Here is a 26929-nt window from a genome sequence, read left to right on the forward strand (position 1 = left end):
ATGCCGCACCTCCTCCTCGTGCACATCGGGCCGGTGCAGGCCTTCATCGCCCAGGCGCGGCGCACGCGTGACCTCTGGTTTGGCAGCCATCTGCTCGTCGAGCTCAGCCGGGCCGCGGCGCGCGCGCTCGCGTCGATTCCCGGCACGAAGCTGATCTTCCCCGCGCTCGACGAAAAAGGCGAGCTCACGGGCGACATCGCCAACAAGATCCTCGCCGAGGTCGAGCAGGATCCCAAGACGGCTGCCGAGGCGGCGCGCACCGCGGTGAACAAAGCGCTCCGCGCGCGCTGGGAGACCCTTCGCGAGAAGCTCTCCGCCCTTCTCGACCCCGCGGCGAGGGAGGCGGCCGACGAGCAGATCGACACGCTCGTCGAGTTCTTCGCGGCCTACGTGCCCCTCTCCGAAGACGATTACCGCGGCGCGCGCGAACGGGTCGAGGAGGAGCTTGCCGCACGAAAGACGCTCCGCGACTTCGTGCCCTTCGAGCGCCAGCGCGGCGGCGCGCACAAGTCGAGCCTCGACGGCGCGCGCGAGACCGTCCTCGTGGGCGGCGAACCCCGCAAGGAGACGCGCAAGCATCCTCTGTTCCAGCAATATCGCATTGGCCTCCGCGAGGAGCTCGACGCCATCGGCCTGCTGAAGCGCGCGGGCGGTGAGCCGGGGCAGTTCGTCCCCCTTCCCACGATCGGGCTCGCCGCGTACACCACGCGCGCGCGGCAGACACCCCAATGCCAGGAGCCGATGCGCAAGCTCCTCGAGGCATGCAGGCGCCTCGGCTTTCCGCAGGTTCGATCGAAGGGCCGCCCGTGGGTCGAGCCGTTCCCCTTCGACGCGCAGATCTTCCTCCCCGACCGATGGGAGCCGTATTTCGACGACCTGGGCATTCCCGAATCACCGCGCGCCTTCGGCAAGCAATACATCGAGCCGCTCCACGACCTCCTCGGCGAGCCGCACCCGTACGTCGCTTGCCTCGTCGCGGACGGCGATCGAATGGGCGCGGCGATCGATTCCCTGGAGAGCGCCGAGGCGCATCAGCGGTTTTCGCGCAAGCTCTCGCGGCTTCCGGAGATCGCGCGCGAGATCGTGGAGAGGGACCACCACGGCGTCGTCGTGTACGCGGGCGGCGACGATGTCCTCGCCTTCGTGACGATCCCGGACGCGCTCGCGTGTGCGAAGGCGCTGCGCGAGCAATTCATCGCCCTCATGGATGAATCGCTGCCCGGCGCGGCGCCCCGGCCGACGTTGTCGGTGGGGATCGGTCTCGGGCACGTGCTCGAGAGCCTCGGCGACCTCCTGGCCCTCGGCCGTGAAGCGGAGCAAGCGGCGAAGGTCGAACGAGACTCCCTCGCCCTCCTCGTCGAGATGCATACCGGCGCGCGCAAGGCGTATATCGCGCGCTTCGATGCCGACCCCCTATCGATCCTTCAAAAGGACATCGCCACGCTCGCCACGCTGCCCATGAAGAAGGTCCACCAGGTCGCCGCCATGCTGCGGCGCTTGCCGCATCGCGAGGAACGGCTCGACGACGCCGCGCATTGGGCGCGGCTCCTCCGGCTCGATACAAGCGCGACGCTCGCGAGGTCCGAGCTCGGCGCGGGGGCCGCAGCCCCGGACCCGGCCGCGCTTGGCCTCGACCTCGAAGGGGACGATTACGCTCGGATGCATGTGGCCATCGAGGCGTGGTGCGGGCGCATGGAAGTGGCCGCCTTCCTCGCGAGAGCCGAGCCGAGCGTGAAGAAGGGAGAGGCGCGATGAGCCTGGTCCACTTCGCCCTCCGTCCCCGCGACGGCATCTTCAGCAAGGATGGCCGCGGGTATTACACGAGTGAAATCGGTCGCGGCCATGGACACGCGTGGCCCCTGCCGCCCACGATTCGCGGCGCGCTCCGCGCAGCCCTCGGGCGAGGGATCATGGAGCACGAGGGACGGCTCCTCCCGCCCAGCGAATACGAGGAGAGGACACGCGCGCTCGCGCTGGAAAAGGTCATCACCCTCTACAGGCCGCGTGGCCATGCGTTCGCGCCGGAGCACCGCGTATGGCCCACGCCTTCGGATGCGCTCCATACATCCTCGGGCGAGGCGTCGCTCCTCACGCGGCTCTCCCCCGAGCCCCCGCGCGGCGGCACGCTCGCGGGTCAGAAGGAGCCCGCGCTCGAAGCCCTGTGGCGCCCGTACCCGGGCAAGAAGGGCAAGGCCCAGAGGCCTCCGCCGTTCTGGTCCGACGCCGCCATGATGCAATGGCTGTGGAGCGACGAGATTCCGAGCATCCACGCCGCACCGACGCTCGTGCCGTCCCGGCGCACGGACGTGCACGTGACCCTCGAGCCGGACACGCTCACCGCCACACCATCGATGATGTTCTCCTCGGAAATCGTGGAGACGACCTCCTCGGAGGGGGGCGATTGGGCCCTCGGCGTCTCCGTCCAGCTCCCCGAGGGGCTGACGCTCCCGCCCGGACCGATCACGCTGGGCAACCGCCGCCGCCTCGCGCCCCAGGAGGCCGTCGAAGCCGCCCTCTTCGCACCCCCGGACGATCGGCTGGTGGCGACGCCGGGCCTGCGCCTCGTCTTGGCGACGCCTGCGCATTTCGAGCGCGGCGTCGTGCCGGATGGATTCGAGGCCACCGCGGAACACGTCTACGTCGGCCGATTGCCGCACGTCGATGGGAAGGTCGTGCTTCGGTCCGCGCTCGTCCCGGGGCCCGAGGACGTCTCGGGCTGGGACATGGCCAAGCGCGCGCCGAAGCCCACGCGCCGCCTCGTGCCCGCGGGTTCGGTGTACTTCTTCGTCAAGCAGGACGGCGCCCCTTTCGAGCGAGCCGAGCTTCGCGCGCTCTGGCTCACGCAATGGGGGCGCGGGACCGAGGACGGCCTCGGTGTCGTGCTCCCCGGTCGATGGATCCCCGAGCGCAAGGAAAACGCATGAAGACCCGCCCCTATCTGCTCCACGCCCTCTCGCCTTTGCACGTCGGCACGGGCCAGGCGGTGGACGTCATCGATCTGCCCATCGCGCGCATGCGGTCGACGGGGGTCCCTCTGGTCCCGGGGTCGGCAATCAAAGGCGTCCTGCGCGAGGAGCAGCGCCGGAGGCGAGGAGAGGCGGACGCGACCTTCCTCGCGCTCTTCGGGCCCCTGCGCAAGATCAAGGGGCCCGAGGGGGATACCGATTTCGATCACGCAGGCGCGGTCGTGGCCTCGGATGCGCGGCTGCTCGCGCTGCCCGTGCGGAGCTTTCGAGGCACGTTCGCCCTCGTGACGTCGCCGCTGCTCTTGCAATGGGCACGGCGCGATCTCGAAGGTGTGGCCGGGCTCCCCGGGCCCATCGCGCCCTTCGACGGGCCGCGTGCGCTCGTGTCGCGTGAGCCGAAGAACCAGCACACGGACGGCAAGGTCTACCTCGAGGATCTCGACCTCGAAGCGAAGAAGGACGAGCGCGTGGCGTCGTGGTCGAAGTTCTTGCTCGAACGGTTCCCCGAGGCGGAGCGCGGGGTGTTCGAGGGGCGCCTCGTCGTGGTCGACGACGAGACGATGACGTTCTTGTGGGAGACGGCGACCCAGGTCGATACACGCATCCGTATCGATCCCGAAAGGGGAACGGTCGCGGAGGGCGCCTTGTGGACGGAGGAGAGCCTGCCCGCCGAGACGTTGCTCGTTGGCGTGCTCGCGGCCGACCGGAGCTACAAGAAGGGCGTCGAGATGCGCGCCGAAGCGGTCCTCGATGCGGCGCTCGACAAGCTCGAATACGTGCAGTTCGGCGGCAAAGCCACCATCGGGCGAGGCCAGTGCCGCATTCTGCCCTTCCCGGCCCAGGGAGATCGCTGATGCCCCGCACGCGCGATCAGGAGCGAGCGCTCCACGCCTACGCAAGGGTAAAGGCCGCCGTGGAGGCCGGCTTGAAGGACGAGTACAAGGTCCTCGTCCATGGCCTCGCCCCGACGGTGCAGCGCAATGGTCTCGCGGCGGCCATTTCGTTCATCGAGCGCGAGAAGCCCCGAACCAAGGCGGCCGGGCGGTTCCTCGACGATCTCGCCGCGGCGTCGCTCCCCCACCTCGATGGAAGGAAGGGCGATACGCTGCCCGGGGACATTCGTGGTCTCCAGGTGCCCGAATACATGCTCGTGACACGAGAGGTCCTGAAGCTCGCGATCTGGTTTCGCCGGGCCGTCCAGGCGACGATCCCGGAAAGGAAATGACGCCGTGCGGAACGTGCTCGACGAGCTCGACGTCCAGACGGACACCCACGCGGGGCTGGTGCACGACGTGTACGCGCCGGCGAAGGTATTGGGCACCGAGGACGAGCGGAAGAAGCTCGACCGGCGGCTCCAGTCCATCGTGAAGCTCTCCACGCCCAAGGGATATGACGAAGCCTTCCGGCGCTGGGAGGCCGCGCTCGGGCGCATGAAGGCCCATTCCTTCCGGATGAGGGCCCGGTCGCGGCTGCTCGTGGGGACCGGGGTTCCCTCCGCGACCGAGGTGGGCCTCACCTTCCACCGGACATGGGGCGTCCCCGTGATCCCCGGCTCGTCGTTGAAAGGGCTCGTGGCCGCGTATGTGCAGGCGACGTACGGGCCCGCGCCTGGTGAAGTCGACCCGGAGCGCGAGCCTTTCCGCGGCGTGCAATGGGACGGGCGCCGCATCGAGCGTGGTCCCGGGGACGTCTACCGGAGGATCTTCGGCGCGCCGGCGACGGACGCCGGAGAGAGCGCGCAGCGCGGCGGCGTCATCTTTCACGACGCGCTCTGGAGCCCGGAGGGCGCGCCAAAGCCCTTCGGGCTCGACGTGCTGACCGTCCACCACGGCAGCTACTACAGCTCGCAAACACCGCCCAGCGACTACGAGAGCCCGACGCCGGTCTCCTTTCTGACGGTTCGTCCCGGGTCGGAGTTCCTGATCGCCTGGAGCGTCCCGGAGGGCGAGGAGGAGCTCGCCGAGCGCGTGGGCAAGTACATCGAAGAGGCCCTCGGGGCGTGGGGCATCGGCGCGAAGACGGCGGCCGGCTACGGTCGTTTGACGCGCGTGCCGTCGAGCGGAGGCGAGGCAAAGCCCCGCGCGGCCGACGCGGAGCCCGAGGTCGTCGCGCGGCTGGGGGCCCTGCTCGACAAGACGAAGGAGGGCAAGCCGCAGCGCGAGGTGCTCGCGGAGATCGAGCGCGATTTGCTCGACCCGCTCCGGAGCGCGCCCGAGGTGTGGCGCGGGCGGATCGTCCGGAGGATCGAGAAGACCCTGAAGAGTCCGAGGCTCGTGGACGACGTGAAGGCCCTGTCGAAGCGGATCCTCGGGAGCTAGCGCGCACCGCTCTCGCCCTGTCCCGCGCCGTTAAGGTAGAGTTCGCCCGATGCGTCCCTTGGGTTTCTTCCCTCGCGCCCTGCTCGCGCTCGCCGTTGGCTCCCCGCTCCTCTGCGCCTTGCCCGCGCACGCGGCGGCGCCCAAGGACGCGCAGGCCGAGAAGGCCATCACGCAGGCGATGGATGTCGACTACCTGGAGACGAAGTTCGACCAGGCTGAAAAGCGACTCCGGGCCGCGATCGATGCGTGCGGCGCCGACAAGTGCACGCCGAGCGTGAAGGCGCGGGCCCTCGTGGCGCTGGGCGTGGTGCTCGCGGGCGGCAAGAAGCAGCTCGAAGACGCGCGTGAGGTGTTCGTCGAGGCGCTGACCCTCGACAAGGCCGCGAAGCCCGACGAGGACATGAGCTCGGGCGAGGTGAAGTACGCCTACGAGAACGCGCGCAAGCAACTCAAGCTCGACGGCGCGCCCGGGTCCGCGCCGGGGGGACAAGCCGCGCCTTCGGGCCAGGGCATGACCCACACGCCGCCGGCCGAGCAGCGCGTCAACACGCCCCTGCCGCTCTACGTGCGGCTCGCGCCGGAGCTCTTGCAGGACGCGAAGAAGGTCACGGTCACGTTCCTCGCCCCGGGCGCGAGCGACTGGAAGACCCTCGTGATGAAGAAGGTCGGCGAGTTCGGCTTCGGCATCAACGTGCCGTGCACCGACGTCACGAAAGAAGGCAAGCTCGACTATTACATCACGATCACCGATGCAGACGGCGCCATCGTGACGGGCGCGGGCTCGCGCGCGCAGCCCTTGAGCACGGCGATCAAGGCGCGCATCGAGGGGGAGCCGCCGAGCTGGCCCGGCTTCGCCCCGCCCGAGCTCTGCGTGAAGGTCGAGTCCGGGCCGAAGCAGTGCCTCGACGACAACCAGTGCAACGCGGGGTACGCGTGCATCAGCGGCGAGTGCACGAAGAAGCCGGACGCCTTCGAAGAGCCGAAGGACACGGGCCCGCGGAAGAACTGGGTCTCGCTCACGATCTCGCCGGACATCTCGATCTTCTCGGGCAAGGACGTCTGCGCGGTCGACGTGCAGGAGCGTGATCACTTCGTGTGCGTGCGCGAGGACGGGAGCCGTTACCTCGGCGCGCCCACGCCCGGCGTCGCGAACAACGTCTCAGGGGGCCTGGCGCTCTCCACGATCCGCGTCATGGCCGGCTACGACCGGCTGTTCCTCGACAACATCCTGGCAGGCGTGCGCATCGGCTTCGCGTTCCGTACGTCGAGCGCCGAAGAGGCGAGCTTCCTGCCGGTACACGCGGAGCTGCGCGGCACTTACTTCATCGGCAAGAACCCGTTTGCCAGCCTCGGCGCGCGTCCGTTCGTCTTCGCCGCGGCTGGGCTTGCGCAGATCGATACGCCCGTCAACGTGCAGGTGCTCGAGGACGGCGTCGCCTGCGGGGCGGCGAACCCGGGCGATCAGAACAGCCCGTGCACGAAGCCGGGCAACCCGACGTACGAGGGCAGCCGCGTCGAGCCGCGGGTGCAGTCCTTGAAGGCGTACAAGCAAGCCGGGCAGGGATTTCTCGCGCTCGGCGGCGGCTTGCAGTATGCGCCGCTCGAGCGGGTCGCGATCAGCGTCGGCCTGCGCGCGAACGTGACGCTCCCCGTGGTCACGTTCGTGCTGACGCCCGAGGTGGGCGCCACGATCGGATTCTGAGAAATGCCCGAAGCACAACCCAGCAAGCTCGAAGCGGCCCTCGATCAGGTCCTCGCAGGGGGACCCCTGCGCGGCCTGCTCGATTTGCTCGATCGGCACTCGAACCTGCCCGGCACGCGCCCGAATCTCGACTTCGCCCGCACCGTGGGCATCGCCATCGCGTCACGCCGAGGCAAGGCGGACGCGCTCGTCCGCGCGCTGCTCGGATGCCCCGGCGAGTATCCGGTGATCGTCGCGGCGCACGCGCTCGCCCAGCGCGCGCTCGTGGGGCTCGACCGGCGCGGGGCCATGGGCACGCTGCACGACCTCGCAGACGAGCCGCGGCACCTCGTCCGCATGGGCATTGTCTCCGCGCTACGGGAGGTGCTCCGCGAGCGGGGCGAGGAGACGTTGCCCGAGCTCGCGTCGTGGACCGACGGCTACTTCCACGCGCACGTGGTGCTCCAAGCGCTCGCGGATCGTGAGGTCCTCGATCGGCTGCGCGGGCCGGAGGAGGTGATCGCGCGGCTCGACGAGGCGTTCACGCTCGCCGACGTGTCACCCCGCGCGGCGGAGCGATCGCAGGGCCTGCGCACCCTCCGCGAGGGAATGCCGGCCGAGGTCGCGGTGCTCGCAGCGCGCTTCCCCGAGGTCGTCGCGTGGGTCGAAGCGAAGACGGCCTCGAAGCGCCCGGAGACGCGCGAGGTCGTGTCGCAGGCCATCACGGCCCTGCGCCGGGGAGGCCTGAAAAACGCGGAGGCAGCGCGGATCGATGGGCTCTTGGAGGCAAGCAAGAAGCCCCCCCGCGACGCGGCTCGAATCGTCGAAGGGACCCGAAAGCGGAGCAAAGGGCGGCGCTGACCGCGCGTGCCCCTCGGGCGACGAAATCCGTCGCGGAGGGTGCCAGCGTGCAGTATGGAACCCGCCATGCGGCTCGAGAACAGGGTTGTCTTCATCACGGGCGCCTCGCGGGGCATTGGTCGGGCGGTCGCGCTCGCTTGTGCGCGGGAGGGCGCTGACGTCGTCATCGCGGCGAAGTCGGAGGTCGAGGCAAATCCCCGGCTGCCGGGGACGATCCACAGCGTGGCGAAGGAGGTCGCGGAGCTCGGCCGCCGGGCGCTGCCGATCAAGCTCGACGTGCGCGACGCGGACGCGTGTCAGGCGGCGGTCGCCGAGGCCGTGGCGCATTTCGGTCGGCTCGACGTGCTCGTGAACAACGCGGGCGCGCTCTGGTGGGCGGACGTCACCGGGACGCCGATGAAGAAGTTCGACCTCGTGATGGGCATCAACGTGCGGGCGTCGTTCGCGCTCGCGCAGGCGGCCTTGCCGCACATGATCGAGCGCAAGTGGGGGCACATCGTGATGATGTCGCCGCCGGTGGACGCGAACGGGGTCGCGCACCATGGGGCCTACGCGGTCTCCAAGTTCGGCATGACGATGATCGCGCTGGCGATCGCGGAGGAAGCGAAGGCGCACAACGTGACGGCGAACGCGCTCTGGCCGGCGACGGCGATCGAGAGCTACGCGACCATCAACTTCGGCCTCGGCGGCCCGGAGTTCTGGCGCAAGGCCGACATCCTCGCGGACGCGACGCTCGCGCTGATCACGAAGGAGCCCTCGGCGCGGCCGGGCCAGGCCTGGATCGACGAGACGCTCCTGCGCAGCGAAGGCGTGACCGATTTCTCCAAATACCAGTGCGCGCCTGGCCATGAGCCGCCGCATTTCCCGTTCTCGGCGCTCCCGACGACGACCGAGACGACCGACAAGAAGAAGTGAAGCCATGGCTTCGAGCGACGACGACGACGACCGAACGATCGGATCGGGCATCACCTTCGCGGTGGATCCGACCCGGGAGATCGCGAGCGTGTTCGACGATCTCGAGGATCTCCTGAAGAACGGCGACGTGATCGAGTCCCTCTCGCAGAAGGGCGTGAACGCGAGCATCGCGCTCACGGCCATCGAGGGGCTCCGGGCCTACCTGGAGGGGAAGAAGGCCGAGGCGGCCGAGGATTTCGCCATGGTGGCGGAGGAGATCCGGGGTCGCCTCGAGCTCGCCCGCGCCGCAGAAGGCCCGAAGAACGGGCACGGGGGGCACGCGTGACCACGGTGGCGCCCCCGCCCTGGTATCCAGCCCCGGCGCTCTCGGGCGCGGGGTATTCGGCGGCCGAGCTCGCGGAGAGCTGCGACCGCGTGTTCCTCCTCGACCAACGGGATCTGCCTGCGCGCGAGGTCTACGTGACGTTGCGCTCGGCCGAGGAGGTCGCGGCGGCGATCCGCGCGATGGTCGTGCGCGGCGCGCCGGCGATCGGGATCGCGGCGGCGTACGGCATGGTGCTCGCAGCGCGCGCGCTGCGCCCGGCAGTCGCGGAGCGTTACGTCGCCGGTCTGCGCGCCGCGGCGAGCATGCTGGTGGCGGCGCGGCCGACGGCGGTAAACCTCTCCTGGGCAGTCACGCGTATGCTCACGTCGGCCGAGGCGCACGCGGGCGACTCGGCTGAGGTGCGCGTGGCGGAGCTCGCGGCGCTCGCGCGGCGCATCCACGTGGAGGACCTCGAGGCGTGCCGGCGGATGGGTCGGGTCGGCGCGGCGCGCATCCCGGACGGCGCGACGATCCTCACGCATTGCAACGCGGGCGCGCTGGCGACGGGCGGGTATGGCACGGCGCTCGGCGTGGTCCGCGCGGCGGCGGAGGCGGGCAAGCGCGTGCGCGTGCTGGCGGACGAGACGAGGCCGTACCTGCAAGGCGCGCGGCTGACGGCGTGGGAGCTCGCGCAAGACGGCATCCCGGTCGAGGTGATCACGGACTCGATGGCCGGATATTTCCTGCGGCGGCGCGAGGTCACGGCGATCGTGGTGGGCGCGGACCGCATTGCGCGGAACGGGGACATCGCGAACAAGATCGGCACGTACGGGCTCGCCTGCCTGGCGAAGCACCACGGCATCCCATTTTACGTGGCCGCGCCGTGGAGCACGGTCGACCTCGCGACGCTGGACGGTGATCACATCCCGCTGGAGGAGCGCAGCCGGGACGAGGTGGTCCGGGTGGGCGGCGCGGTGCTGGTGCCGGAAGGCGTGCCGGCGCGGCACCCGGCGTTCGACGTGACGCCGGCCGAGCTGATCACGGCGATCTTCACGGAGCGGGGCGAGTTTGCCCCGGGGGAGATCGCGCGGGCGGGCGAGGCGAGCGGGGTGTAGGCCGCTTCGGCCGGGTTGGCCCGGGGCTGCCATCTCGTAAAACTTGTTCGTCCGGGGGAACCCGGACAAACGTCCCGGGCATGCCGAAGCCGCGCCGTCCGGATCCCTTGTCCCAACCGCACGACGCGCTCTTCAAGTGGGCGTTTTCCCAGCGCGAGCACGCCGTCGGCCTGCTCCGGGCGGCCTTGCCGAGGGAGCTCGCGGACGTGATCGACTGGGGCACGTTGCGGCTCGAACAAGGCAGCTTCGTCGACCGCGCGCTCCGCCACCGCCACGGCGACCTTGTCTTTTCGGCGCGCATCCGCGGGAAAACCGTCTACTTTCACGCCCTCGTCGAGCAGCAGCGCGACGTCGACCCGCTCATGGTCTTTCGCATGGGCGTCTACATGTTTCGGTTATGGGAGCAGCTCGTCCGCGACGAACCCGCTCTGAAGGAGCTGCCGCCGATCATCCCCATCGTCGTGCATCACAGCGAGGCGGGCTGGACGGCGGCGACGGCTTTCCAGGATCTCGTGCCGATGGACGCGACGGTTCGTCCGCGGCTTTCCCCGTTCGTCCCGCAGTTCGAGCTGCGGCTGATCGACCTTGGCGGCGGGCGCGCGGGGGATCTCGTGGAGCGGGCGCTCACGGCGCTCGGTCAGGTCGTGTTGTGGTGTCTGTCCGTCGCGGGCGACGACGCACGGTTCGAGCGGGAGATCGAGCGGATCGGGCAGGCGCTCGACGAGGTGCTGCTGGCCAAGGATGGCCTTGCTGCGCTCGGAGTGCTGCTACGGTATCTTGCTGCTACCCACCAGCGCATCGGCGCGGAGAAGGTCGGCGAGATCCTGGAGAGCGCGACGGGTTCGGAGGTGCGAGACGTGATCATCACCTGGCTAGACAAGGTCGAGGAGCGGGGACGCGTCGAAGGTCGCATGGAGGGACGCGTCGAAGGTCGCATGGAGGGGCAAGCGCGGCTCTTGCGGAAGCTCCTCACGGCGCGGTTCGGCGCCTTGCCGGCTTCCGCGCGCACGAAGATCGCCGACGCGGACGAGGCCACGCTCAGCCGCTGGGGCGTCCGCCTGCTCACGGCCGAGACCCTGGACGAGGTGTTCGGCGAGGTGCGCCGCGCCGCGCCGCCTTCGCGCCCTTCCTCCTCCTCCCCGCGCGTAGCGAAGACCCGCGCGCGCGTTCGGCGCAGCCCCGCGTGACCGGACGCTCGCCGGCCACGCGAGTCCCTTGCCGCCATCTCCCCTCGGCTCCAGAACGGAATCCATGACCGCCGCTTCCCGCTTCGTCCCCAAGCCTCCCTGGTTGAAAGTCCGCGCGCCTGGCGGCGATACCTACCATCACCTCAAGCAGACCTTCCGCGAGCTCGATCTCCACACCGTCTGCGAGGAAGCGCGTTGCCCCAACGTGGGCGAGTGCTGGCGCGAGGGCACGGCGACGGTGATGCTGCTCGGCGACGTCTGCACCCGCGGCTGCCGCTTCTGCGCCGTCACCACCGGCAACCCGCGCGGCGCCGTCGACACCCGCGAGCCCGAGCACGTCGCGCGCGCGATCGCTCGGCTCGACCTCCAGTACGTCGTCATGACCATGGTCAACCGCGACGACCTCCTCGACGGCGGCGCCGAGCACGTCGGCCGCACGGTGCAGCGCTTGAAGTCGCTCCGCCCCGACATCCTCGTCGAGACCCTCGTCGGCGACTTCAGCGGACATCTCTCCGCCGTCGACACCGTCGTCGACGCCAGGCCCGACGTCTTCGCGCACAACGTCGAGACCATCCGCCGCCTCACGCGCACCGTGCGTGACGTGCGATCGAGCTACGATCAGTCCCTCGCTGTGCTCGATCGGGCGAAGGCGCGCGCGCGGGCGCAGGGGATCGAGGGGCAACTGACGAAGAGCTCGATCATGGTCGGCGTCGGCGAGACGGACGACGAGGTCGTCGAGACGATGCGGGATCTTCGTGGCGTTGGCGTCGACGTCGTCACGATCGGCCAGTACCTCCGGCCCACGCCCAAGCATCACGAGGTCCTGCGGTTCGTCCCGCCGGAGACGTTCGCGCGCTACGAGGAAGAAGCCCTCGCGATGGGCTTCCTCTACGCCGCGTCCGGCCCGCTCGTTCGGTCGAGTTACCGCGCCGCCGAGGTGTTCCTGCGCAGCCTCTTGCGAGGCAAGGGCGGTGAGGGCGGCGACGTGCAGGCCGAGCTCGATGCGCGGCTCGACGTCGCGCGTCGGGAAGCTGCGCGGGTCGCCCTGGAGCTCGGCGCTCCTGCGAGCGTCGAGATCCCGCTGGGGTTCGGGGCGCAGGGCGCCGAAGGCGACCCGAAGCCCCGAGCGTCGATCGGCGCCAGGGCCGCGTCGGCGGGCCTCGTTCCGGCGGCGTCGCTCGTGCGGCGCTGACGTCCTGGGCGCCGGGGCTTGGCGTTTGGGTCGGAGTGTGTGAAAAGGGGCGTCTTAGGGAAGGACCCCGGCATGAGCTCCCCTGACGAGAAGTTCCTCGAGCGCGTCACGCAGTGCATCGCACGGCCTGGGCCGAACGCCCCGCGCGGCGTGCAGCACTCGATCCTGGCGCAAGCTGCGCGCCTCGCGCAGAGCCGCCCCATGGGGGACGAGGCCACGGCCCCTTCCGGCTTCGATCCTGCGGCGGCTGCGCTCTTCGAGGGCACGGTCGAGAGCGCGTACCTCGTGGCTGCCTCCGATGGTCCGCTCACCACGACCGAGGACGCCGTGCTCCGCTCCATCGTGGGCATCGGCTGCGATGGCAAGGTCTCGGCGGAGCAGATCGAGGCGCTCTTCGGTGAGCTCGCCTCGGCGCACAAACGCGAGAGCGAAGAGGAGCGCGTCGCGCACATCGCGCAGATGATCACGCATCGTGATCACCAGCAGGAAGTGCTGCGCATCGCGGCGATCATGGCGCGCGCGTCGGGCGGCATCCGTCCTTCCGAGCGCGCCTTGCTCGAGCGGCTCGCGCAGCGTTTCACGCTCGGTTCGGCGGCGGTCGACGCGGCGATCACCGAGGCCACCGAGGCCCTCGGCGCCGTCTGAAAGCTGGCGCTCGCGCTTGCTCCATCACGCGCATCACGCGCGCGGCGGTGTGAGCGCCCGGATGCGCATCACGCCAACCACGTCATGCTGCGGGTGCAGCACGAAATCGCGCAATGATTGCCGGCCGTTCTGCGGGCTTTTCGCGGATGCAACGATCTCGACGCGGCGTGTTGTAAAATGGCGTGATCTGCGCTTGTCCCCTGGTCATTCCGTCGCCCTTTGACTAGGGTCCGGGCGCCATCATGAGCACCGCCACCCAACCCGCATCGAGCCTCGCCTCCTCTGCCTCAGGGGGCAGCATGGAAGGCTCCGCCCACCCGGTCGCGCGGCATCCGCTCGACGCGCACGCGCCTGACGTCGTGCGTGTTCTCCGCGACGACGGCACCCTCGATCCGGCGAACGATCCTGGTCTTCGCAGCGACGAGGTGCTCACCCTCTACCGCGCGATGGTCCGCGCGCGCCTGCTCGACGAGCGCCTCGTGCTCCTCCAGCGGCAGGGGCGCATCGGCTTCCACATCGGCTGCAAGGGCGAGGAGGCGAGCATCCTCGGCAGTGCCTTCGCCATGCGGCAGAACGACTGGATCTTCCCGTGCTACCGCGAGTTCGCCGCGGCGCTCTGGCGTGGGATGCCGCTCCAGCGGTACGTCGACAACATGTTCGGCAACACGAACGACCCCGTGAAGGGGCGCCAGATGCCGGACCACTACACGTGGAAGAGCGGGAAGTTCGGCTCGGTCAGCTCGCCCATCGGCACCCAGATCACGCAGGCCGTCGGGTTCGCCTGGGCCGCGAAGATCCGCAAGGAGGACGCGGCGGTCCTCGTGTACTTCGGCGACGGCGCCACGAGCTCGAACGAGTTCCACAACGGCATGAACTTCGCGGGCGTCTTCAAGGCGCCGACGGTCTTCTTCTGCCGCAACAACGGCTGGGCCATCAGCGTGCCCACCGAGCGCCAGACCGCGAGCGAGACGTTCGCGCAGAAGGGCATCGCGTACGGCGTCCCGGGCGTCCGTTGCGACGGGAACGACCTCTTCGCCGTCGTCAAGGTCACCCGCGACGCGGTCGCCCGCGCCGCGCGAGGGGAAGGCCCGACGATCATCGAGGCGCTCACTTACCGGCTCGAAGGCCACTCGACGAGCGACGATCCCAAGGCGTACCGGCCTGAAGCCGGCCTCGATTCCTGGCGCCGCCTCGACCCGATCCCGCGCCTGCGCCGGTACATCGAGCGCACGACGGGTTGGACCGACGCGCAGGACAAGGAGCTCGAGGCCGAGCTCGACGCCGAGCTCAAGGCCGCGATCGCGGTCTCCGAGAAGACGGCCGCGCCCGCGCTCGAGTCGATGTTCGAGGACGTCTTCGGCGAGCTCCCCTGGCACCTGCAAGAGCAGCGGGACGAGCTTCTGCGTGGACCCCGCGCCAAGGGGCACGGCCACTGATCCTCGGGGAAACCCGCCCTCCTTTCGAGAAGGTCACGGAGAGATAGCACGATGCCTCAGATGAACATGGTCCAGGCCATCAACGACGCGCTCCGCCACGAGATGCGGCGCGACAATCGCGTCGTCGTCCTCGGCGAGGACGTCGGGAAGGTCGGCGGCGTCTTCCGCGTCACGCAGGGGCTCTTCGACGAGTTCGGCGACGAGCGCGTGATCGACACCCCGCTGTCCGAGGGTGGCATCATCGGCACGGCGATCGGCATGGCCCTCTACGGCCTGGTCCCCGTCCCCGAGATCCAGTTCTCCGACTTCATTTTCCCCGCGTACGACCAGATCGTCTCCGAGCTGGCGAAGTACCGGTATCGCTCGGGCGGCGAGTATCCGGCCAAGCTCGTGATCCGCACGCCGACCGGCGGCGGCATCCGCGGCGGCCATTACCACTCGCAGTCGCCCGAGGCGCAGTTCATCCATGTCGCGGGCCTCAAGGTGGTTTGCCCGTCGAACCCGGCGGACGCGAAGGGCCTCTTGCTCGCCTCGATCCGCGACCCGGATCCGGTCCTCTTCTTCGAGCCGAAGCGCATCTATCGCGCGGCGAAGGGCGAGGTCCCCGAGGGCGATCACACGGTGCCGCTCGGGAAAGCCAGCGTCGTGCGCAAGGGCCAGCACGTCACGATCGTCGTCTGGGGCGCGATGCTCTACGAGGCGCTCGACGCGGCGAACCAGGCGGCGGCGCAGGGCATCGACTGCGAGGTCATCGACCTGCGCACGCTCTGGCCGCTCGACATCGAGACGATCATCACCTCGGTGAAGAAGACGGGTCGCGTGGTCGTGGTGCACGAGGCGCCGAAGAGCTGCGGGCTCGGCGGCGAGATCGTCGCGCTCATCAACGAGAAGGCCTTCCTCCACCTCGAGGCGCCGCCGAAGCGCGTGACCGGCTTCGACACGCCCTTCCCGTACACGCTCGAGATGGAGTACCTGCCGCTCTCCCACCGCATCCTGCCGGCGATCATCGAGACCGCGAGGTACTGAGATGGCAAGCTTCGAGTTCAAGCTGCCCGACATCGGCGAGGGCGTCACCGAAGGCGAGATCGTCAAGTGGCTCGTCGCGCCAGGAGACGTCGTCAAGGAAGACCAGCCGATGGTCGAGGTGATGACGGACAAGGCGACCGTCACGATCACGGCGCCGAAGGCCGGCAAGATCGTGGAGACGCGCGCCAAGGAGGGCCAGATCGTCGCCGTGCACTCGGTGCTCGTCGTGTTCGATCTCGACGGCGACAAGCCCGCGCTCGCGCCCGCCGCGGCCGCCGAGCCGACGGCGGCGAGCACGCCGAAGGTTGCGAACAGTGATGGTCCGGCCGCGACGGCGGTCGGCGACATCAAGGAGGACCTGCCCGGCATGAATCTCATGCCGATCGGGGCCTCGCACACGACGAACGGGATCACGGCGGCGCCCGTGGCCGCGTACTACAACGAAAAACCGCTCGCCACGCCGGCGACGCGCAAGCTCGCTCGGGATCTCGGCGTGGATCTGCGCCGCGTCACGCCCACGGGCGCGAGCGGGCGGGTCACGAAGGACGACGTCCGCGGCGCGATCGCCGCGCCCACGACGGCGCCTCTCGCGATGCACACGGCTGCGGCCTCGCACGTGCCGGAGTCGCTCCCGACGACCTCCGCGCCTCTGCCGAAGCCCGTTGCAGCGCCCGAGCCGCAGCCCGCGGCGTCGGCGCCGGTCACGGCGAAGGCCCCCGCGCCCGTGCGTGTTCCGCCGCCTCCGGCCGGCGAGGAGTCGCTCGAGGAGCGGACCCCGCTGCGCGGCGTGCGCAAGCGGATCTTCGACCAGATGGCCCGCTCGAAGCACACCGCGGCGCACTTCACGTTCGTCGAGGAGTGCGACGTGACGGCGCTGAAGGAGCTCCGCGCGCGCCTGAAGCCCGCGGCGGACAAGGCCGGCGTGAAACTCACGTTCCTGCCGTTCTTCGTGAAGGCCGTCGTCGCCGCGCTGAAGAAGCACCCCTCGCTGAACAGCGCCTTCGACGAGACCACGCAGGAGATCGTGCAGCGGCGCTACTACGACATCGGCATCGCGTCCGCCACCGAGGCGGGTCTCATGGTGCCCGTCGTGCGTCGCGCCGATCGCAAGAGCATCCTCGACGTCGCCAAGGACATCCAGCGCCTCGGCGACGACACGAAGGCCGGCAAGGTGCGGGCCGAGGATCTCGGCGGCTCGACGTTCACGATCACCTCGCTCGGAGCGCAGGGCGGCCTCTTCGCGACGCCGATCCTGAACTTTCCCGAGGTCGCGATCCTCGGCATCCACCAGATGAAGCAGAAGCCGGTGGTGCGCGACGGTCAGATCGTGATCGGCGACGTGATGTTGCTCAGTTTGTCCTTCGATCACCGCATCATCGACGGTCACGTCGGCGCGGCGTTCGCTTACGAGATCATCGGGTACCTCGAGAACCCGGATCGGCTCTTCCTCGAAATGGCGTGATCCTCTCCTCCCTCTCCACCGCGTGGAGAGGGAGGGCTCAGGTGGGGGAGGTCAAACGGCCCCAGCCGGGGCCTGCTCCTCCGCCTCGTCCGTCTCCTCTTCGGCCTCGTCCTTCTTCGCCTTCGCCTTGGGTTTGCCCGCGGGGATCACGACGCCGTGGTTCATCGCCACGGCCTCGCGGATCTTCTGCGTCATCTGCTTCTCCAGCTTCGCCCGGTCGCCGAACAGCGCCCAGACCTCCAGCGTGTCGTCGGGCGAGCCTTCGATCGCGCGCTTCGGCAGCGCGTTCACCCAGGCGAAACGATCCGCGGGCGAGGGGTGGCTGTCGTAGGGCGAGGGTTCGGCGTGGATGGCCTCGTCGACCGCCTTCTCGATCTCGGCGTCCTCCGGGGTTTTTCCGCGGACGCGGTAGCGGTAGAGGTTCGCGAGCGCGCGCTTCTCCTGGATCACCTCGGAGAGCGCGACCTGCGTGTGCACGTCGAAGCGGATCGACCGCTCGATCACGTGCTTGAGGCCCTGCGTGAACGCCTCCGCCCCGTACGCGAAGGCCGCCCATCGGTCCGCGAGCACCTCCTGCAAGCGCGAGGCGCCCTGCGAGATCCGCAGGAAGATCTTGTGGAACCCGCTCACGAAGAGCCACGCCGGGTTGTACCAGCCCGCCGCGCCGCCCTGCGCGAGCGAGAGCGCCATCGTGAACACGCTTCGCCGCACGGCCAGCGCGAAGCCGCCGCCGGCCGTGTCCTCGTTGTGGAAATGCCCGTACTCGTGCGCCAGGACGGCCTTGAACGCGCCGATCGAGAACCCGTCGAGCACGCCCGCGCCGAGCACGAGGCATCGCTCCGTGCGCCCCGTGAGCTGCCGGAGAAGGCCGCCGCGCTCGAAGACGCCAACCTCCGTCGTCGGCGTCATGTACACGTTGTCCACGGACCGCGTGCCGATGCGCCCGGCCACCTCTTCCAGAACGGCGCGGAGCTTCGGGTGTTCGGCGAGGTCGAGCTTGTCGCCCGGCTCGCCCTCCTTCCGCCGGAAGAAGATGCTCTTCAGCATCGCCCACAACGACACCAGCGTGAAGATCGCGACGATCGCCACGAGCTTCACGGGGATCCGACCGATCGCGAGGAAGCCGTAGATGATGCCGCCGCCCGCGACGAGCACGAGCGACATCACGATCGGAAGGCTGATGTAGTAGTAGGCGCAGCAGGCCCAGAGCACGACGCCGTAGATGCGCCGCAGCCATTTGTCCGCGCCCGTCGCGTTCTCGTCCGCCGACTTCGGGACGGCCGTCGTCGCGCGCAGCGTGAGCTTGCTCAGCAGCCCCCCGAGCCCGAGCAGCACGACGAGTCCTGCGAGCCACCCGAGGAATCCGTAGAGCATCGTCATGCCGTATCGCTCGTGGAACGGCATCGCCTCCTCGTACTGGCCCTTGAGCGCCGTGTACGTCTGGTCGTCGAGGCCGAGCGATCTGGCGCGTTCGAGCGTCTCGATGGCCTTGTCCAGGTGGCCCTCGGACGCATCGACCATCGACGCGTAGAGGTACGTCGGGGCGAACTCCGGCGCGATGCGCTCGAGCGCGCGTGAGCAACTGCGGAGCTGATCGAAGCGGCTGTACTGGAGCGCGGATTCGCAGTGCAGGAGCTGGGCGAACTTGTCGTCGGGTTTTCGCGCGGCGGCGGAGCTCGCGAGCTCGAACGCTTCGCGCACCTCCGACGTGCTCGGGGTCGCGCCTTGCGGCCGGAGCAGGAGCGCCTGCGCGAGGGCGGCCTTGTTCTCGGCCACGTCCTCCGTTTCGAGCGCCTTGCGGCAGAGCGCGATGCCCTCGTTGCGCGCGCCTTGGTGGAGCTTCACCGTGCAGAGCCGTCGCGTCGCAGCCGAGAACTTCGGCACCCGCGCGCGCACCTGCTCGTAAAGCCCCGCGGCGCCGGCGAGATCGTTCCGCTCGCGCGCTGCGTTCGCCTCGGCAAACAGCTTCGCCGCGTCGGGATCGAGCTTCTCGATCTGCGCGGCGAGCTCCCTCTCGAAGGCTGCCTCGTCAGCGGCCTTTCCCTCCCCGGAGGTGAGCAAACCCGCGAGGGCGACGAGCCACGCCCCTCCGAACCGCCACGCTCGTTTCTCCCACGTCGTCCGCATCCCTCCCACGGCGTCTCCTCCCCGTTTTTCCGCATCCTACCCGACCCGACTGCGGCCGCGCGATCCCGATGGTGACGCTGCGGCGGGCGAGCCCGACCGAGGGCGCGGAGCTTCCGTTCCGTTGGGGCACCTTGGGTTCGATCCGTCGTCCATTCAGCCGATCGTTGACGCCGCGTGGTGTTGTCACCTAGAGAGAAGCGCCGAGGAGCCGCTTCCCATGCAATTGGGCTCCGTGTTGCGAGGAGACACGTCACCGATGCGCTTCGCCCTGTTCCTGCCACTGCTCTTGGTCTCTGCCGCGGCGTTCGCAGGCGCCGGCTGCGGCGAGCGTGAGGCCACGCCGCTCCCGTTCCAGCAGAAGAAGAAGGGGGCGAACGCCTCGACCGAGGCCGCGAAGCTCGCGGAGCTCGACCTCGCGGACATGAAGAACAACTTCGGCACGCTGCCCGCCAAGTACGAGGCGAAGAGCGGCGAGACCGACACGAACCCGATCACGACCGACAAGGTCGCTCTCGGCCGCATGCTCTACTACGACACGCGGCTCTCGAAGAACCAGGACCTCTCGTGCAACTCGTGCCACCTGCTCGACAAGTTCGGCGTCGACGGCACGAAGGTCTCGAAGGGCCACAAAGGCCAGCTTGGCGGCCGCAACGCGCCCACCGTGTACAACGCCGGCGGGTACGTCGCGCAGTTCTGGGACGGCCGCGCGGGCACGCTCGAAGACCAGGCCAAGGGCCCGATCCTGAACCCGGTCGAGATGGCCATGAAGGACGAGGCGAGCGTCGTCGCGGTGCTCGAGTCGATCCCGGGCTACGAGGACGCCTTCAAGAAGGCCTTCCCCGACGACAAGGAGCCGATCTCGTACAACAACCTGGCGAAGGCGATCGGCGCGTTCGAGCGGCAGCTCGTGACGCCCTCGCGCTTCGACAAGTACATGGCCGGCGACAAGACGGCGCTCACGGATCAGGAGCGCGCGGGCCTCACGAAGTTCGTGCAGAACGGCTGCACCTCGTGCCACAGCGGCAGCGCGCTCGGCGGCTCGACCTTCCAGAAGCTCGGCCTGATCAAGGCGTACCCGAACCAGAAGGATCTCGGCCGCTACGACGTCACGAAGAAGGACGAGGACAAGATGGTCTTCCGCGTCCCGACGCTGCGCAACGTGGCGCAAACGGGACCCTGGTTCCACGACGGCGCCTTCGATCGCCTGGAGACGACGGTGCAGGCGATGGCCTACCACCAGCTCGGCAAGGAGCTGCCCGAGGCGGATGTCGCGGACATCGTGGCCTTCTTGAAATCCCTGACGGGCGAGATCCCGCAGGAGTACATCAAGAAGCCCGAGCTGCCCGCGAACGGCGAGAAGACGCCGGGCCCCGATCCCACGTGATCGTGGACCACCAAGCTCCAAACCCCCTGGCGTGGGCGGCGGAAATCGAATAAACCGCCGCCCATGCTGTCCGAGACCCGCGAGAAAATCGAAGACCTCAAAAGGCGCTATGCTGCGCTAAGGGGGCATCTTTGACGTCCCTAAGCTCACGCGCATGCTCGCCGAGCTGACGCAAAAGTCGCTCGAGCCTGGTTTCTGGAACGATCAAACGAAGGCGCAGGCCACGCTGCGCAAGCGCGCGGACGTCGAGCAAAAGCTCGAAGTCGCGCAGACACTCGGCCGCGCGATCGACGACACCGCCGAGTACCTGGAGCTCGCGGCCGCCGAGAACGACGAAGCCGCGATGGCCGACTGCGAGAAGCAGGTCGTCGACCTCGACGCGCGTCTGCGCAAGACCGAGCTCGAACGGATGCTGAGCGGTCCCGCGGATCAGTCGAACGCCATCGTCAGCATTCACCCGGGCGCCGGCGGCACGGACGCCAAGGACTGGGCTTCGATGCTGCTCCGCATGTACCTGCGCTTCTGTGAGAGGCGCGGCTACAAGACGGAGATCATCGACTACCAGGACGGCGACGAGGCCGGCATCGACGCTGTCTCGTTCACCGTGTCGGGGCCGGGCGCCTACGGGTATCTGCGCTCGGAGACCGGCGTGCACCGGCTCGTGCGCATGAGCCCGTTCAACGCGGATCATACGCGACAAACCGCGTTCGCCGCGGTCGAGATCACGCCCGACGTCGGGGACGACATCCAGATCGACATCAACGAGAAGGACATCGAGATCACGACGATGCGCGCCGGCGGCAAGGGCGGGCAGAACGTGAACAAGGTCGAGACGGCGGTCCGGCTGCGGTACCTGCCCGATCCGACGATCAACATCGTCTGCCGCGCCGAGCGCAGCCAGCATCAGAACCGGGCGATGGCGCTCAAGATGCTGAAGGCGAAGCTCTACGAGCGCGAGCTCGCGCGGCGCGACGCCGAGAACGCCGCGTACCAGGCCTCGAAGACCGCGATCAACTTCGGCAGCCAGATCCGCAACTACGTGCTCGCGCCCTACCGCCTCGTGAAGGACGTGCGGACCGCGTCGGAGTCCGGCAACGTGGATGCAGTGCTCGACGGGGATCTCGACTCGTTCATCGAGGCGTACCTCTTGGCCGCGGCGGGCGGCACGCTGAAAAAGGGCGGCCAGGTGGTCGCAGAGGACGACGCGTGAGCGAGGACAAGCAGGAAAAGAAGGGGGGCTCTTCGGCTGCGGCTGCGACGCAGCACGCCGAGGAGACCCTCATCGCCGTTCGGAAAGAGAAGGCCACGAAGATCCGCGGGCGCGGGGAAAACCCGTTCGCCAACGACGTCACGTCGGGCGAGCCGCTCGTGGATCTCGCGTCGGCCCGCGCGCAGTTCGACGGCGCGAAGAACGCCGCGGGACGATACGACGCGGAAAAGGTCGCGCCCGAGCCCTTGCGGATCGCGGGCCGGGTCCTCTTCCTGCGGCAGATGGGCGGCGTCTCGTTCGTGCGTCTCCGCGATCGCACGGGCGAGCTTCAGCTCTACTGCGACGAGGCCGTGCTCGGCGAGGCCTATGCGCGCCTGCACGAGGAGATCGACCTCGGCGACATCATCGAGGCGAGCGGCACGGCCATGGCCACGCAGAAGGGGGAGCTCAGCGTCAAGGCGACGAGCTTCCGCCTGCTCACGAAGGCCTATCGCCCGCTGCCCACGAAGACGAGCTTCAAGGACGTCGAGGCGCGCTACCGCATGCGCTACGTCGACCTCGTGGCGAACCGCGAGGTCGCCACGGTCTTCCGGGCGCGTACGTTCCTCATCTCGGCGCTGCGCCGTTTCTTCGACGGCAAAGGGTTTCTGGAGGTCGAGACGCCCACGATGCACACGATCATCGGCGGCGCCGCGGCCCGGCCCTTCAAGACGCACCACAACACGCTCGACATGGGGCTCTTCATGCGCATCGCGCCGGAGCTCTACCTGAAGCGCCTCGTCGTGGGCGGCTTCGAGCGCGTCTACGAGGTCGCGCGTTGTTACCGGAACGAGGGGCTCTCCACGCGGCACAACCCCGAGTTCACGATGCTCGAGTACTACCAGGCCTACGCCACGTACGAGACGCTCATGGACCAGACCGAGGCCATGCTCCGCGCCGTCGACGAGGCGCTCGCCGCGGCGTTGCCCGAGGAGCACGCGGGCTGGGCGAAGGCGCGCACCTGGTCCTTCGAGCGGTTCGTCCGGGTCCCGATGGCGAAGGCCATCGAGAACGCCCTCGCCCGCTCGGGTTTGCCCCCGGAGGTCGCCACGAAGGTCGCCGACGACGACGCGCCGATCAAGGCCTGGGCGAAGGCCGCCAAGGAGAAGAAGCGCGAGATCGACTGGGCGAACTTCCGCTCGGGCATGAAGAAGTGCGACTCGGACGGCGAGCGTGTCTTCTGCGCCTACGAGTACCTCGCCGAGCCCTTCCTCACCGCGGATTACCGCACGGACGACGGCTCGAAGAGCCTGCCCGTGTTCATCATCGACTACCCGTTCGAGGTTTCGCCGCTGGCGCGGAAGAAGGACGGGAATGAAGCGCTCGTCGATAGGTTCGAGCTCTTCGTCGACGGCCGCGAGCTCTGCAACGCCTTCAGCGAGCTGAACGATCCCGAGGATCAGGACGCGCGCTTCCGGGCGCAGGTCGAGAAGAAGGCCAAGGGCGCGGAGGAGACGATGGACTACGACGCCGATTACGTGCGCGCGCTCGAGTACGGCATGCCGCCGACCGCCGGCTTCGGCATGGGCGTCGATAGGCTCACGATGCTGCTCACGGGCGCCGCGTCGATCCGCGACGTCATCCTGTTCCCCCTCCTTCGGCCCGAGGCGAGCGGCAGTTGATCGCAGAGCTTCCCTTCCTCGTCCTGCGTGTCCTCTCCGTCCTCGCGTCGGTGTGGATCGGCGTGCGCGGCTTCCGACGCCTGCAAGCGGGCTCCCCGCGGGGCATCGCCTGGATCCTCGGGTCGATCTTGGGGTTCGCCTTCGTCGGGCTCTCGACCCTCGCGGCGAAGACCACGCGCGAGCGGTTCGCGCCGTTCCGGCTGCGGGACGAGATCGTCGGGTTTTCCGCGCTCGGCACGGGCGTGATCTTCCTGCTCGTCGTGCTCGCCGCGTTCCTGCCGGTGATTCTCGACATCCTCGAGCGTCGTGGCTTCAGCTCGTACGTGGGCGCGCGGCACGTGCGCGCCACGAAGAGCGGGTTTCTCACGGTGATCAGCGTGCTCAGCATGGCCGGCGTCGCCGTGAGCTCGTGCGCGCTCTGCTCCGTGACGAGCATCATGGGCGGCTTCGGCGCCGATCTGAAGCGCAAGATCCTGGGCAACAACGCGCACATCGTCGTCGACGTGACGCAGCCCGGCGGCTACGGCGACTGGGAAGAGAAGCTCGACGGCATCCGGCTCGCGGTCGCGCCGAAGGGCGGGGCGGCGACGCCGGTCGTGGCGGGCGACGCGATGGGCTCGTCGGCGTCGAACACCGCGGGCGCGCTCGTGCGTGGCATCGACACGAACACGATCGCGCAGGTGATCGACCTCAAGCAGAACATCGAGGTCGGTAACTTCGACTGGCTCGATGATCCAGACAAACTCGCGGATCTGCCGGCGGACACGATCATCGGCCGGGGCCCCGGGGGCGAGCCGTACTTCAAGGGGCCGGACCTGCGCGCCTCGGCGGACCTCGACCCGGCGGTGAAGGCGGCGCTGCGCAAGGATGTGAAGGTCCTGCCGGGCGTGATCATCGGCAAGGAGCTCGCGAAGAGTCTGCACGTGCTCGTGGGCGACGAGATCACGTTGCTCTCGCCGATGGGCGAGCTCGGTCCGATGGGCGTGATGCCGCGGACGCGCAGGTTCCGCGTGGCGGCGATCTTCTACAGCGGGATGTACGAGTACGACGCGACGCACGCGTACATCAAGCTGGACGTGGCCCAGAGCTTCTTCAGCATGGGCGACAACATCAGCCAGATCGACGTGCGCGTGCCGGATCCCGAGCGGGTCGCGGAGGTGACGCCGATCGTGGAAGCCGCGGCTGCGAAGTTCGACATGGGGGCGGGCAAGGAGCCGCTCCGGGTCCGCGACTGGGTGGAGATGAACAAGAACCTCTTCAGCGCTCTGAAGCTGGAGAAGATCGCGACGTTCATCATCCTCTCGATTGCGATCGCGGTCGCGAGCTTCTGCATCGTCTGCACGCTGCTGCTCATGGTGACCGAGAAGGGCAAGGAGATCGCGATCCTGAAGGCGCTCGGCGCTTCCGACGGCGCGATCATGCGCATCTTCATGCTCGAAGGCGTCATCATTGGAGGCATCGGCACCGTCTTCGGCGTGGGCACTGCGTTCGCCGCCTGCTCGGGCCTCGCGCGCTTCGGCGTCCGATTGGATCCCGATGTGTATTACATCGATCGATTGCCGGTGAACGTGAACGGGAGCGACTACGCGATGGTCGCAGTCGCCGCGCTCATCATCTGCACGATCGCCACCCTTTATCCGGCCCGCGCGGCGTCGAGGCTTTCGCCCGTCGACGGGCTCCGTTACGAGTGAGCCCATGAGCGAGCCGCTCATCGTCATCGAGAATCTGCAAAAGTCGTTCGTCCACATGGGGCGCCGGCTCGACGTGCTCCGAGGGATCGACCTCGTCATCGATCAAGGTGAGGTCGTGGCGATCGTCGGCCCCTCGGGCGCGGGCAAGAGCACGTTGCTCCATTGCATCGGCACGCTCGATCTGCCGACGAGCGGGAGGATCAAGCTCGCGGGCGAGCACCTCGTGGGTCTGCCGAGCGCGCGCCTCGCGGCGATCCGGAACCGCACGATTGGCTTCGTGTTCCAGTTCCACCACCTCCTGCCCGAGTTCAATGCGCTGGAGAACGTGATGATGCCCGGCCTGATCCAGGGCAGATCGCGGAAAGAAATGGAGGCGCCCGCGACGGCGCTGCTCAACGAGGTGGGCCTCTCGCACCGCGTAACGCATCGGCCCGGCGAGCTCTCGGGCGGCGAGCAGCAACGCGTGGCGCTGGCGCGCGCGCTCGTGCTCTCGCCGAAGCTCCTGCTCGCTGATGAGCCAACGGGCAACCTCGATTCGAGCACCTCGAAGGCGATGCACGAGCTCTTCTTCGAGATCAACCGCAAGCACGGCACGACGATCGTGGTCGTCACGCACAACCCGAGCTTCGCCGAGTCGATGCCGCGGATGGTGACGGTGACCGACGGGCGGATCGAGAGTGACGTTCGTCGCGGCCATTCCCCGTACGAGGCCGAAAAAGCGGGCGCGGCGCCGGAGGCGAGGGCCGAGGCCCAAGCCTAGGGTTTGGCCGGGGAGCGTTCGTCTCCCCGTACCATTCTTCAGGGGAGGACGAGCTTCTCCGCGATCTTCGCGCTCGATTGCGCCGCGCGCACCGGATTCGCGTAGGGGAACGTGATGGAGACGCCGTCGGTCGTGACCGTGCGCGCGCCGTCGTCGCGCACGAGGTCGAGGATCGTCGCGTCGGCGAGCGGGGCCGTCGCGGCCTGGATCGTGGCGAGGTCCTTCGCGGCGGGCACGTGTTTCGGGGTCCGGACGTCGCCGGGCCGGCCCATCACGTAGACCAGGGCCGCGGCGGCCTTTTTCGTGTCCTTGCCGTGGAACCAGGCGCCGACGTCGCGCGTGTCGAGGTGGCTGCATCCGGCATACAGCGCGGCCCCGTCGGCGCCCGTCTCGCGGGCGATTCGCTCGCCCAGCCCGATGAACCGATTGCGGCCTTCGAGCTCGAAAAAGGCCCGCGCGTACCCCTCCGAAAACGCGATTTCCACCTCGCCCTTCGGCTCGTACCGCACGACGGAGACGGCCCCGTCGTTCACCTTCGCGAGGATCGCGTCGGCGTCCTCGCCGAGCTTGCTCTTCTGGCTCGCGGCCTCGATCACCGGATGCGTGACCACCTTCCCGTTGCTCGGGCCGAGCCAGAGCCGCACCGTGAATCCTTCGAGTGGCATCGCGCCCCAGGCGCCGCCGGTCCAGAGCATCGCGCGCGCGGCCTCGCAGGCGCGGGCGAGCCTGTCGCTTCGCTGCTGGGGGGATTCAAGCGCGGGGTCGGCCGAGGGGGCGGTCGTCGGCGCGGGCCGCCTTCGCAGCGCCGTCACGGTGATCATCACCATCATGCCGATGCCGAGGCCGATCGCGAGGGGAGCAAATCGTTGCGCGGGGGGAAGCTCGACGCCGGTCGGCTTCTTCTTCGGGCCAGGGCCGCGCTTTGGGGGAGGGGTCTTCGGCATGGGCGGAGCTTACTCCACCCGAGGTGTGCCCGGGTACCACGATT

Annotated in this window: 23 protein-coding genes; 21 read left to right on the plus strand and 2 right to left on the minus strand. The window is 69.0% G+C overall.

Going from position 1 to position 26929, the window contains the following annotated elements; all coding sequences use genetic code 11:
- The 16 genes from cas10 to POL67_RS09085 all read left to right on the plus strand — a co-directional run bounded on the left by cas10 (position 1) and on the right by POL67_RS09085 (position 17108).
- Positions 1-1755 carry a type III-B CRISPR-associated protein Cas10/Cmr2 gene (gene cas10, locus POL67_RS09010; RefSeq protein WP_271916741.1) on the plus strand — a complete coding sequence of 585 codons (1755 nt, stop codon included), beginning with the start codon at positions 1-3 and terminating at the stop codon, positions 1753-1755.
- The gene (locus tag POL67_RS09015) at positions 1752-2924 is read left to right on the plus strand and encodes a type III-B CRISPR module-associated Cmr3 family protein (RefSeq protein WP_271916742.1); all 1173 of its coding nucleotides are present in this window, start codon (positions 1752-1754) and stop codon (positions 2922-2924) included. Before cas10 ends, POL67_RS09015 begins: the two co-directional genes overlap by 4 nt.
- Positions 2921-3820 carry a type III-B CRISPR module RAMP protein Cmr4 gene (gene cmr4 / locus POL67_RS09020; RefSeq protein WP_271916744.1) on the plus strand — a complete coding sequence of 300 codons (900 nt, stop codon included), beginning with the start codon at positions 2921-2923 and terminating at the stop codon, positions 3818-3820. Before POL67_RS09015 ends, cmr4 begins: the two co-directional genes overlap by 4 nt.
- Positions 3820-4191 carry a type III-B CRISPR module-associated protein Cmr5 gene (locus tag POL67_RS09025; RefSeq protein WP_271916746.1) on the plus strand — a complete coding sequence of 124 codons (372 nt, stop codon included), beginning with the start codon at positions 3820-3822 and terminating at the stop codon, positions 4189-4191. Before cmr4 ends, POL67_RS09025 begins: the two co-directional genes overlap by 1 nt.
- Positions 4192-4195: 4 nt before the next feature.
- The gene (cmr6, locus tag POL67_RS09030; RefSeq protein ID WP_271916748.1) at positions 4196-5284 is read left to right on the plus strand and encodes a type III-B CRISPR module RAMP protein Cmr6; all 1089 of its coding nucleotides are present in this window, start codon (positions 4196-4198) and stop codon (positions 5282-5284) included.
- A gap of 49 nt (positions 5285-5333) precedes the next feature.
- Positions 5334-6986: a hypothetical protein gene (locus POL67_RS09035; RefSeq protein WP_271916750.1), complete on the plus strand. Its 1653-nt coding sequence runs from the start codon at positions 5334-5336 to the stop codon at positions 6984-6986.
- Between the two features lie 3 nt (positions 6987-6989).
- A complete protein-coding gene (locus POL67_RS09040) occupies positions 6990-7826 on the plus strand; it encodes a hypothetical protein (protein ID WP_271916752.1) in 837 nt (278 codons plus the stop codon).
- A 66-nt stretch (positions 7827-7892) separates the two neighbouring features.
- On the plus strand, positions 7893-8741 hold the full coding sequence (locus tag POL67_RS09045; protein ID WP_271916755.1) for an SDR family oxidoreductase: 849 nt from the start codon (positions 7893-7895) through the stop codon (positions 8739-8741).
- 4 nt (positions 8742-8745) lie between these two features.
- Entirely contained in the window at positions 8746-9066 is a 321-nt protein-coding gene (locus tag POL67_RS09050) for a hypothetical protein (RefSeq protein WP_271916757.1), read from the plus strand.
- A complete protein-coding gene (gene mtnA / locus POL67_RS09055; protein WP_271916759.1) occupies positions 9063-10160 on the plus strand; it encodes an S-methyl-5-thioribose-1-phosphate isomerase in 1098 nt (365 codons plus the stop codon). Before POL67_RS09050 ends, mtnA begins: the two co-directional genes overlap by 4 nt.
- 80 nt (positions 10161-10240) lie before the next feature.
- On the plus strand, positions 10241-11347 hold the full coding sequence (locus POL67_RS09060; RefSeq protein WP_271916761.1) for an Rpn family recombination-promoting nuclease/putative transposase: 1107 nt from the start codon (positions 10241-10243) through the stop codon (positions 11345-11347).
- Positions 11348-11411: 64 nt separating this feature from the next.
- Entirely contained in the window at positions 11412-12539 is a 1128-nt protein-coding gene (gene lipA, locus POL67_RS09065; RefSeq protein WP_271916764.1) for a lipoyl synthase, read from the plus strand.
- Between the two features lie 72 nt (positions 12540-12611).
- Positions 12612-13184 (plus strand): tellurite resistance TerB family protein, encoded by a 573-nt coding sequence (locus tag POL67_RS09070; protein ID WP_271916766.1) that lies wholly within the window; start codon positions 12612-12614, stop codon positions 13182-13184.
- Positions 13185-13426: 242 nt separating this feature from the next.
- Positions 13427-14620 carry a thiamine pyrophosphate-dependent dehydrogenase E1 component subunit alpha gene (locus POL67_RS09075; RefSeq protein WP_271916768.1) on the plus strand — a complete coding sequence of 398 codons (1194 nt, stop codon included), beginning with the start codon at positions 13427-13429 and terminating at the stop codon, positions 14618-14620.
- A gap of 51 nt (positions 14621-14671) precedes the next feature.
- Entirely contained in the window at positions 14672-15646 is a 975-nt protein-coding gene (locus POL67_RS09080; protein WP_136927643.1) for an alpha-ketoacid dehydrogenase subunit beta, read from the plus strand.
- 1 nt (position 15647) lies between these two features.
- A complete protein-coding gene (locus POL67_RS09085) occupies positions 15648-17108 on the plus strand; it encodes a dihydrolipoamide acetyltransferase family protein (RefSeq protein WP_271916771.1) in 1461 nt (486 codons plus the stop codon).
- 51 nt (positions 17109-17159) lie between these two features.
- Here the strand turns inward: POL67_RS09085 and POL67_RS09090 are convergent, their stop codons facing one another.
- Complete coding sequence (locus POL67_RS09090; RefSeq protein ID WP_271916772.1) at positions 17160-19235, minus strand: M48 family metalloprotease; 2076 nt, start codon at positions 19233-19235, stop codon at positions 17160-17162.
- Positions 19236-19491: 256 nt separating this feature from the next.
- Here POL67_RS09090 and POL67_RS09095 point away from each other — a divergent pair, with 256 nt between their 5' ends.
- The 5 genes from POL67_RS09095 (at position 19492) to POL67_RS09115 (ending at position 25941) form a co-directional block, all read left to right on the plus strand.
- Positions 19492-20619, plus strand: coding sequence for a cytochrome-c peroxidase (locus tag POL67_RS09095; protein ID WP_271916773.1), 1128 nt, complete (start codon positions 19492-19494; stop codon positions 20617-20619).
- A gap of 63 nt (positions 20620-20682) precedes the next feature.
- Positions 20683-21829 (plus strand): peptide chain release factor 2 gene (prfB, locus tag POL67_RS09100; protein WP_271916774.1). Its coding sequence is split into 2 segments (ribosomal slippage): positions 20683-20751 and positions 20753-21829, totalling 1146 coding nucleotides; the frame shifts between segments, so codons are not numbered across the junction.
- Positions 21826-23490 carry a lysine--tRNA ligase gene (lysS, locus tag POL67_RS09105; RefSeq protein ID WP_271916775.1) on the plus strand — a complete coding sequence of 555 codons (1665 nt, stop codon included), beginning with the start codon at positions 21826-21828 and terminating at the stop codon, positions 23488-23490. Before prfB ends, lysS begins: the two co-directional genes overlap by 4 nt.
- On the plus strand, positions 23487-25181 hold the full coding sequence (locus tag POL67_RS09110) for an FtsX-like permease family protein (protein WP_271916776.1): 1695 nt from the start codon (positions 23487-23489) through the stop codon (positions 25179-25181). The genes lysS and POL67_RS09110 overlap by 4 nt, the downstream gene beginning before the upstream one ends.
- A gap of 4 nt (positions 25182-25185) precedes the next feature.
- Positions 25186-25941, plus strand: coding sequence for an ABC transporter ATP-binding protein (locus POL67_RS09115; protein WP_271916777.1), 756 nt, complete (start codon positions 25186-25188; stop codon positions 25939-25941).
- A gap of 38 nt (positions 25942-25979) precedes the next feature.
- On the opposite strand, the gene POL67_RS09120 is transcribed toward POL67_RS09115, so the two are convergent.
- Positions 25980-26885 (minus strand): hypothetical protein, encoded by a 906-nt coding sequence (locus POL67_RS09120; protein ID WP_271916778.1) that lies wholly within the window; start codon positions 26883-26885, stop codon positions 25980-25982.
- Positions 26886-26929 lie beyond the last annotated feature (44 nt).

Source organism: Polyangium mundeleinium, from assembly GCF_028369105.1.
Lineage (GTDB): Bacteria > Myxococcota_A > Polyangia > Polyangiales > Polyangiaceae > Polyangium > Polyangium mundeleinium.

Bases quoted from the DNA above. Each gene is read 5' to 3' on its own strand.
- cas10 (WP_271916741.1), top strand. From the start codon at position 1: ATGCCGCACCTCCTCCTCGTGCACATCGGGCCGGTGCAGGCCTTCATC.
- cmr4 (WP_271916744.1), top strand. From the start codon at position 2,921: ATGAAGACCCGCCCCTATCTGCTCCACGCCCTCTCGCCTTTGCACGTC.
- POL67_RS09120 (WP_271916778.1), bottom strand. From the start codon at position 26,885: ATGCCGAAGACCCCTCCCCCAAAGCGCGGCCCTGGCCCGAAGAAGAAG.
- POL67_RS09050 (WP_271916757.1), top strand. From the start codon at position 8,746: ATGGCTTCGAGCGACGACGACGACGACCGAACGATCGGATCGGGCATC.
- POL67_RS09025 (WP_271916746.1), top strand. From the start codon at position 3,820: ATGCCCCGCACGCGCGATCAGGAGCGAGCGCTCCACGCCTACGCAAGG.
- POL67_RS09035 (WP_271916750.1), top strand. From the start codon at position 5,334: ATGCGTCCCTTGGGTTTCTTCCCTCGCGCCCTGCTCGCGCTCGCCGTT.
- POL67_RS09085 (WP_271916771.1), top strand. From the start codon at position 15,648: ATGGCAAGCTTCGAGTTCAAGCTGCCCGACATCGGCGAGGGCGTCACC.
- POL67_RS09080 (WP_136927643.1), top strand. From the start codon at position 14,672: ATGCCTCAGATGAACATGGTCCAGGCCATCAACGACGCGCTCCGCCAC.
- POL67_RS09040 (WP_271916752.1), top strand. From the start codon at position 6,990: ATGCCCGAAGCACAACCCAGCAAGCTCGAAGCGGCCCTCGATCAGGTC.
- POL67_RS09075 (WP_271916768.1), top strand. From the start codon at position 13,427: ATGAGCACCGCCACCCAACCCGCATCGAGCCTCGCCTCCTCTGCCTCA.
- POL67_RS09090 (WP_271916772.1), bottom strand. From the start codon at position 19,235: ATGCGGACGACGTGGGAGAAACGAGCGTGGCGGTTCGGAGGGGCGTGG.
- POL67_RS09045 (WP_271916755.1), top strand. From the start codon at position 7,893: ATGCGGCTCGAGAACAGGGTTGTCTTCATCACGGGCGCCTCGCGGGGC.
- POL67_RS09095 (WP_271916773.1), top strand. From the start codon at position 19,492: ATGCGCTTCGCCCTGTTCCTGCCACTGCTCTTGGTCTCTGCCGCGGCG.
- POL67_RS09070 (WP_271916766.1), top strand. From the start codon at position 12,612: ATGAGCTCCCCTGACGAGAAGTTCCTCGAGCGCGTCACGCAGTGCATC.
- POL67_RS09015 (WP_271916742.1), top strand. From the start codon at position 1,752: ATGAGCCTGGTCCACTTCGCCCTCCGTCCCCGCGACGGCATCTTCAGC.
- lipA (WP_271916764.1), top strand. From the start codon at position 11,412: ATGACCGCCGCTTCCCGCTTCGTCCCCAAGCCTCCCTGGTTGAAAGTC.
- POL67_RS09115 (WP_271916777.1), top strand. From the start codon at position 25,186: ATGAGCGAGCCGCTCATCGTCATCGAGAATCTGCAAAAGTCGTTCGTC.
- POL67_RS09060 (WP_271916761.1), top strand. From the start codon at position 10,241: ATGCCGAAGCCGCGCCGTCCGGATCCCTTGTCCCAACCGCACGACGCG.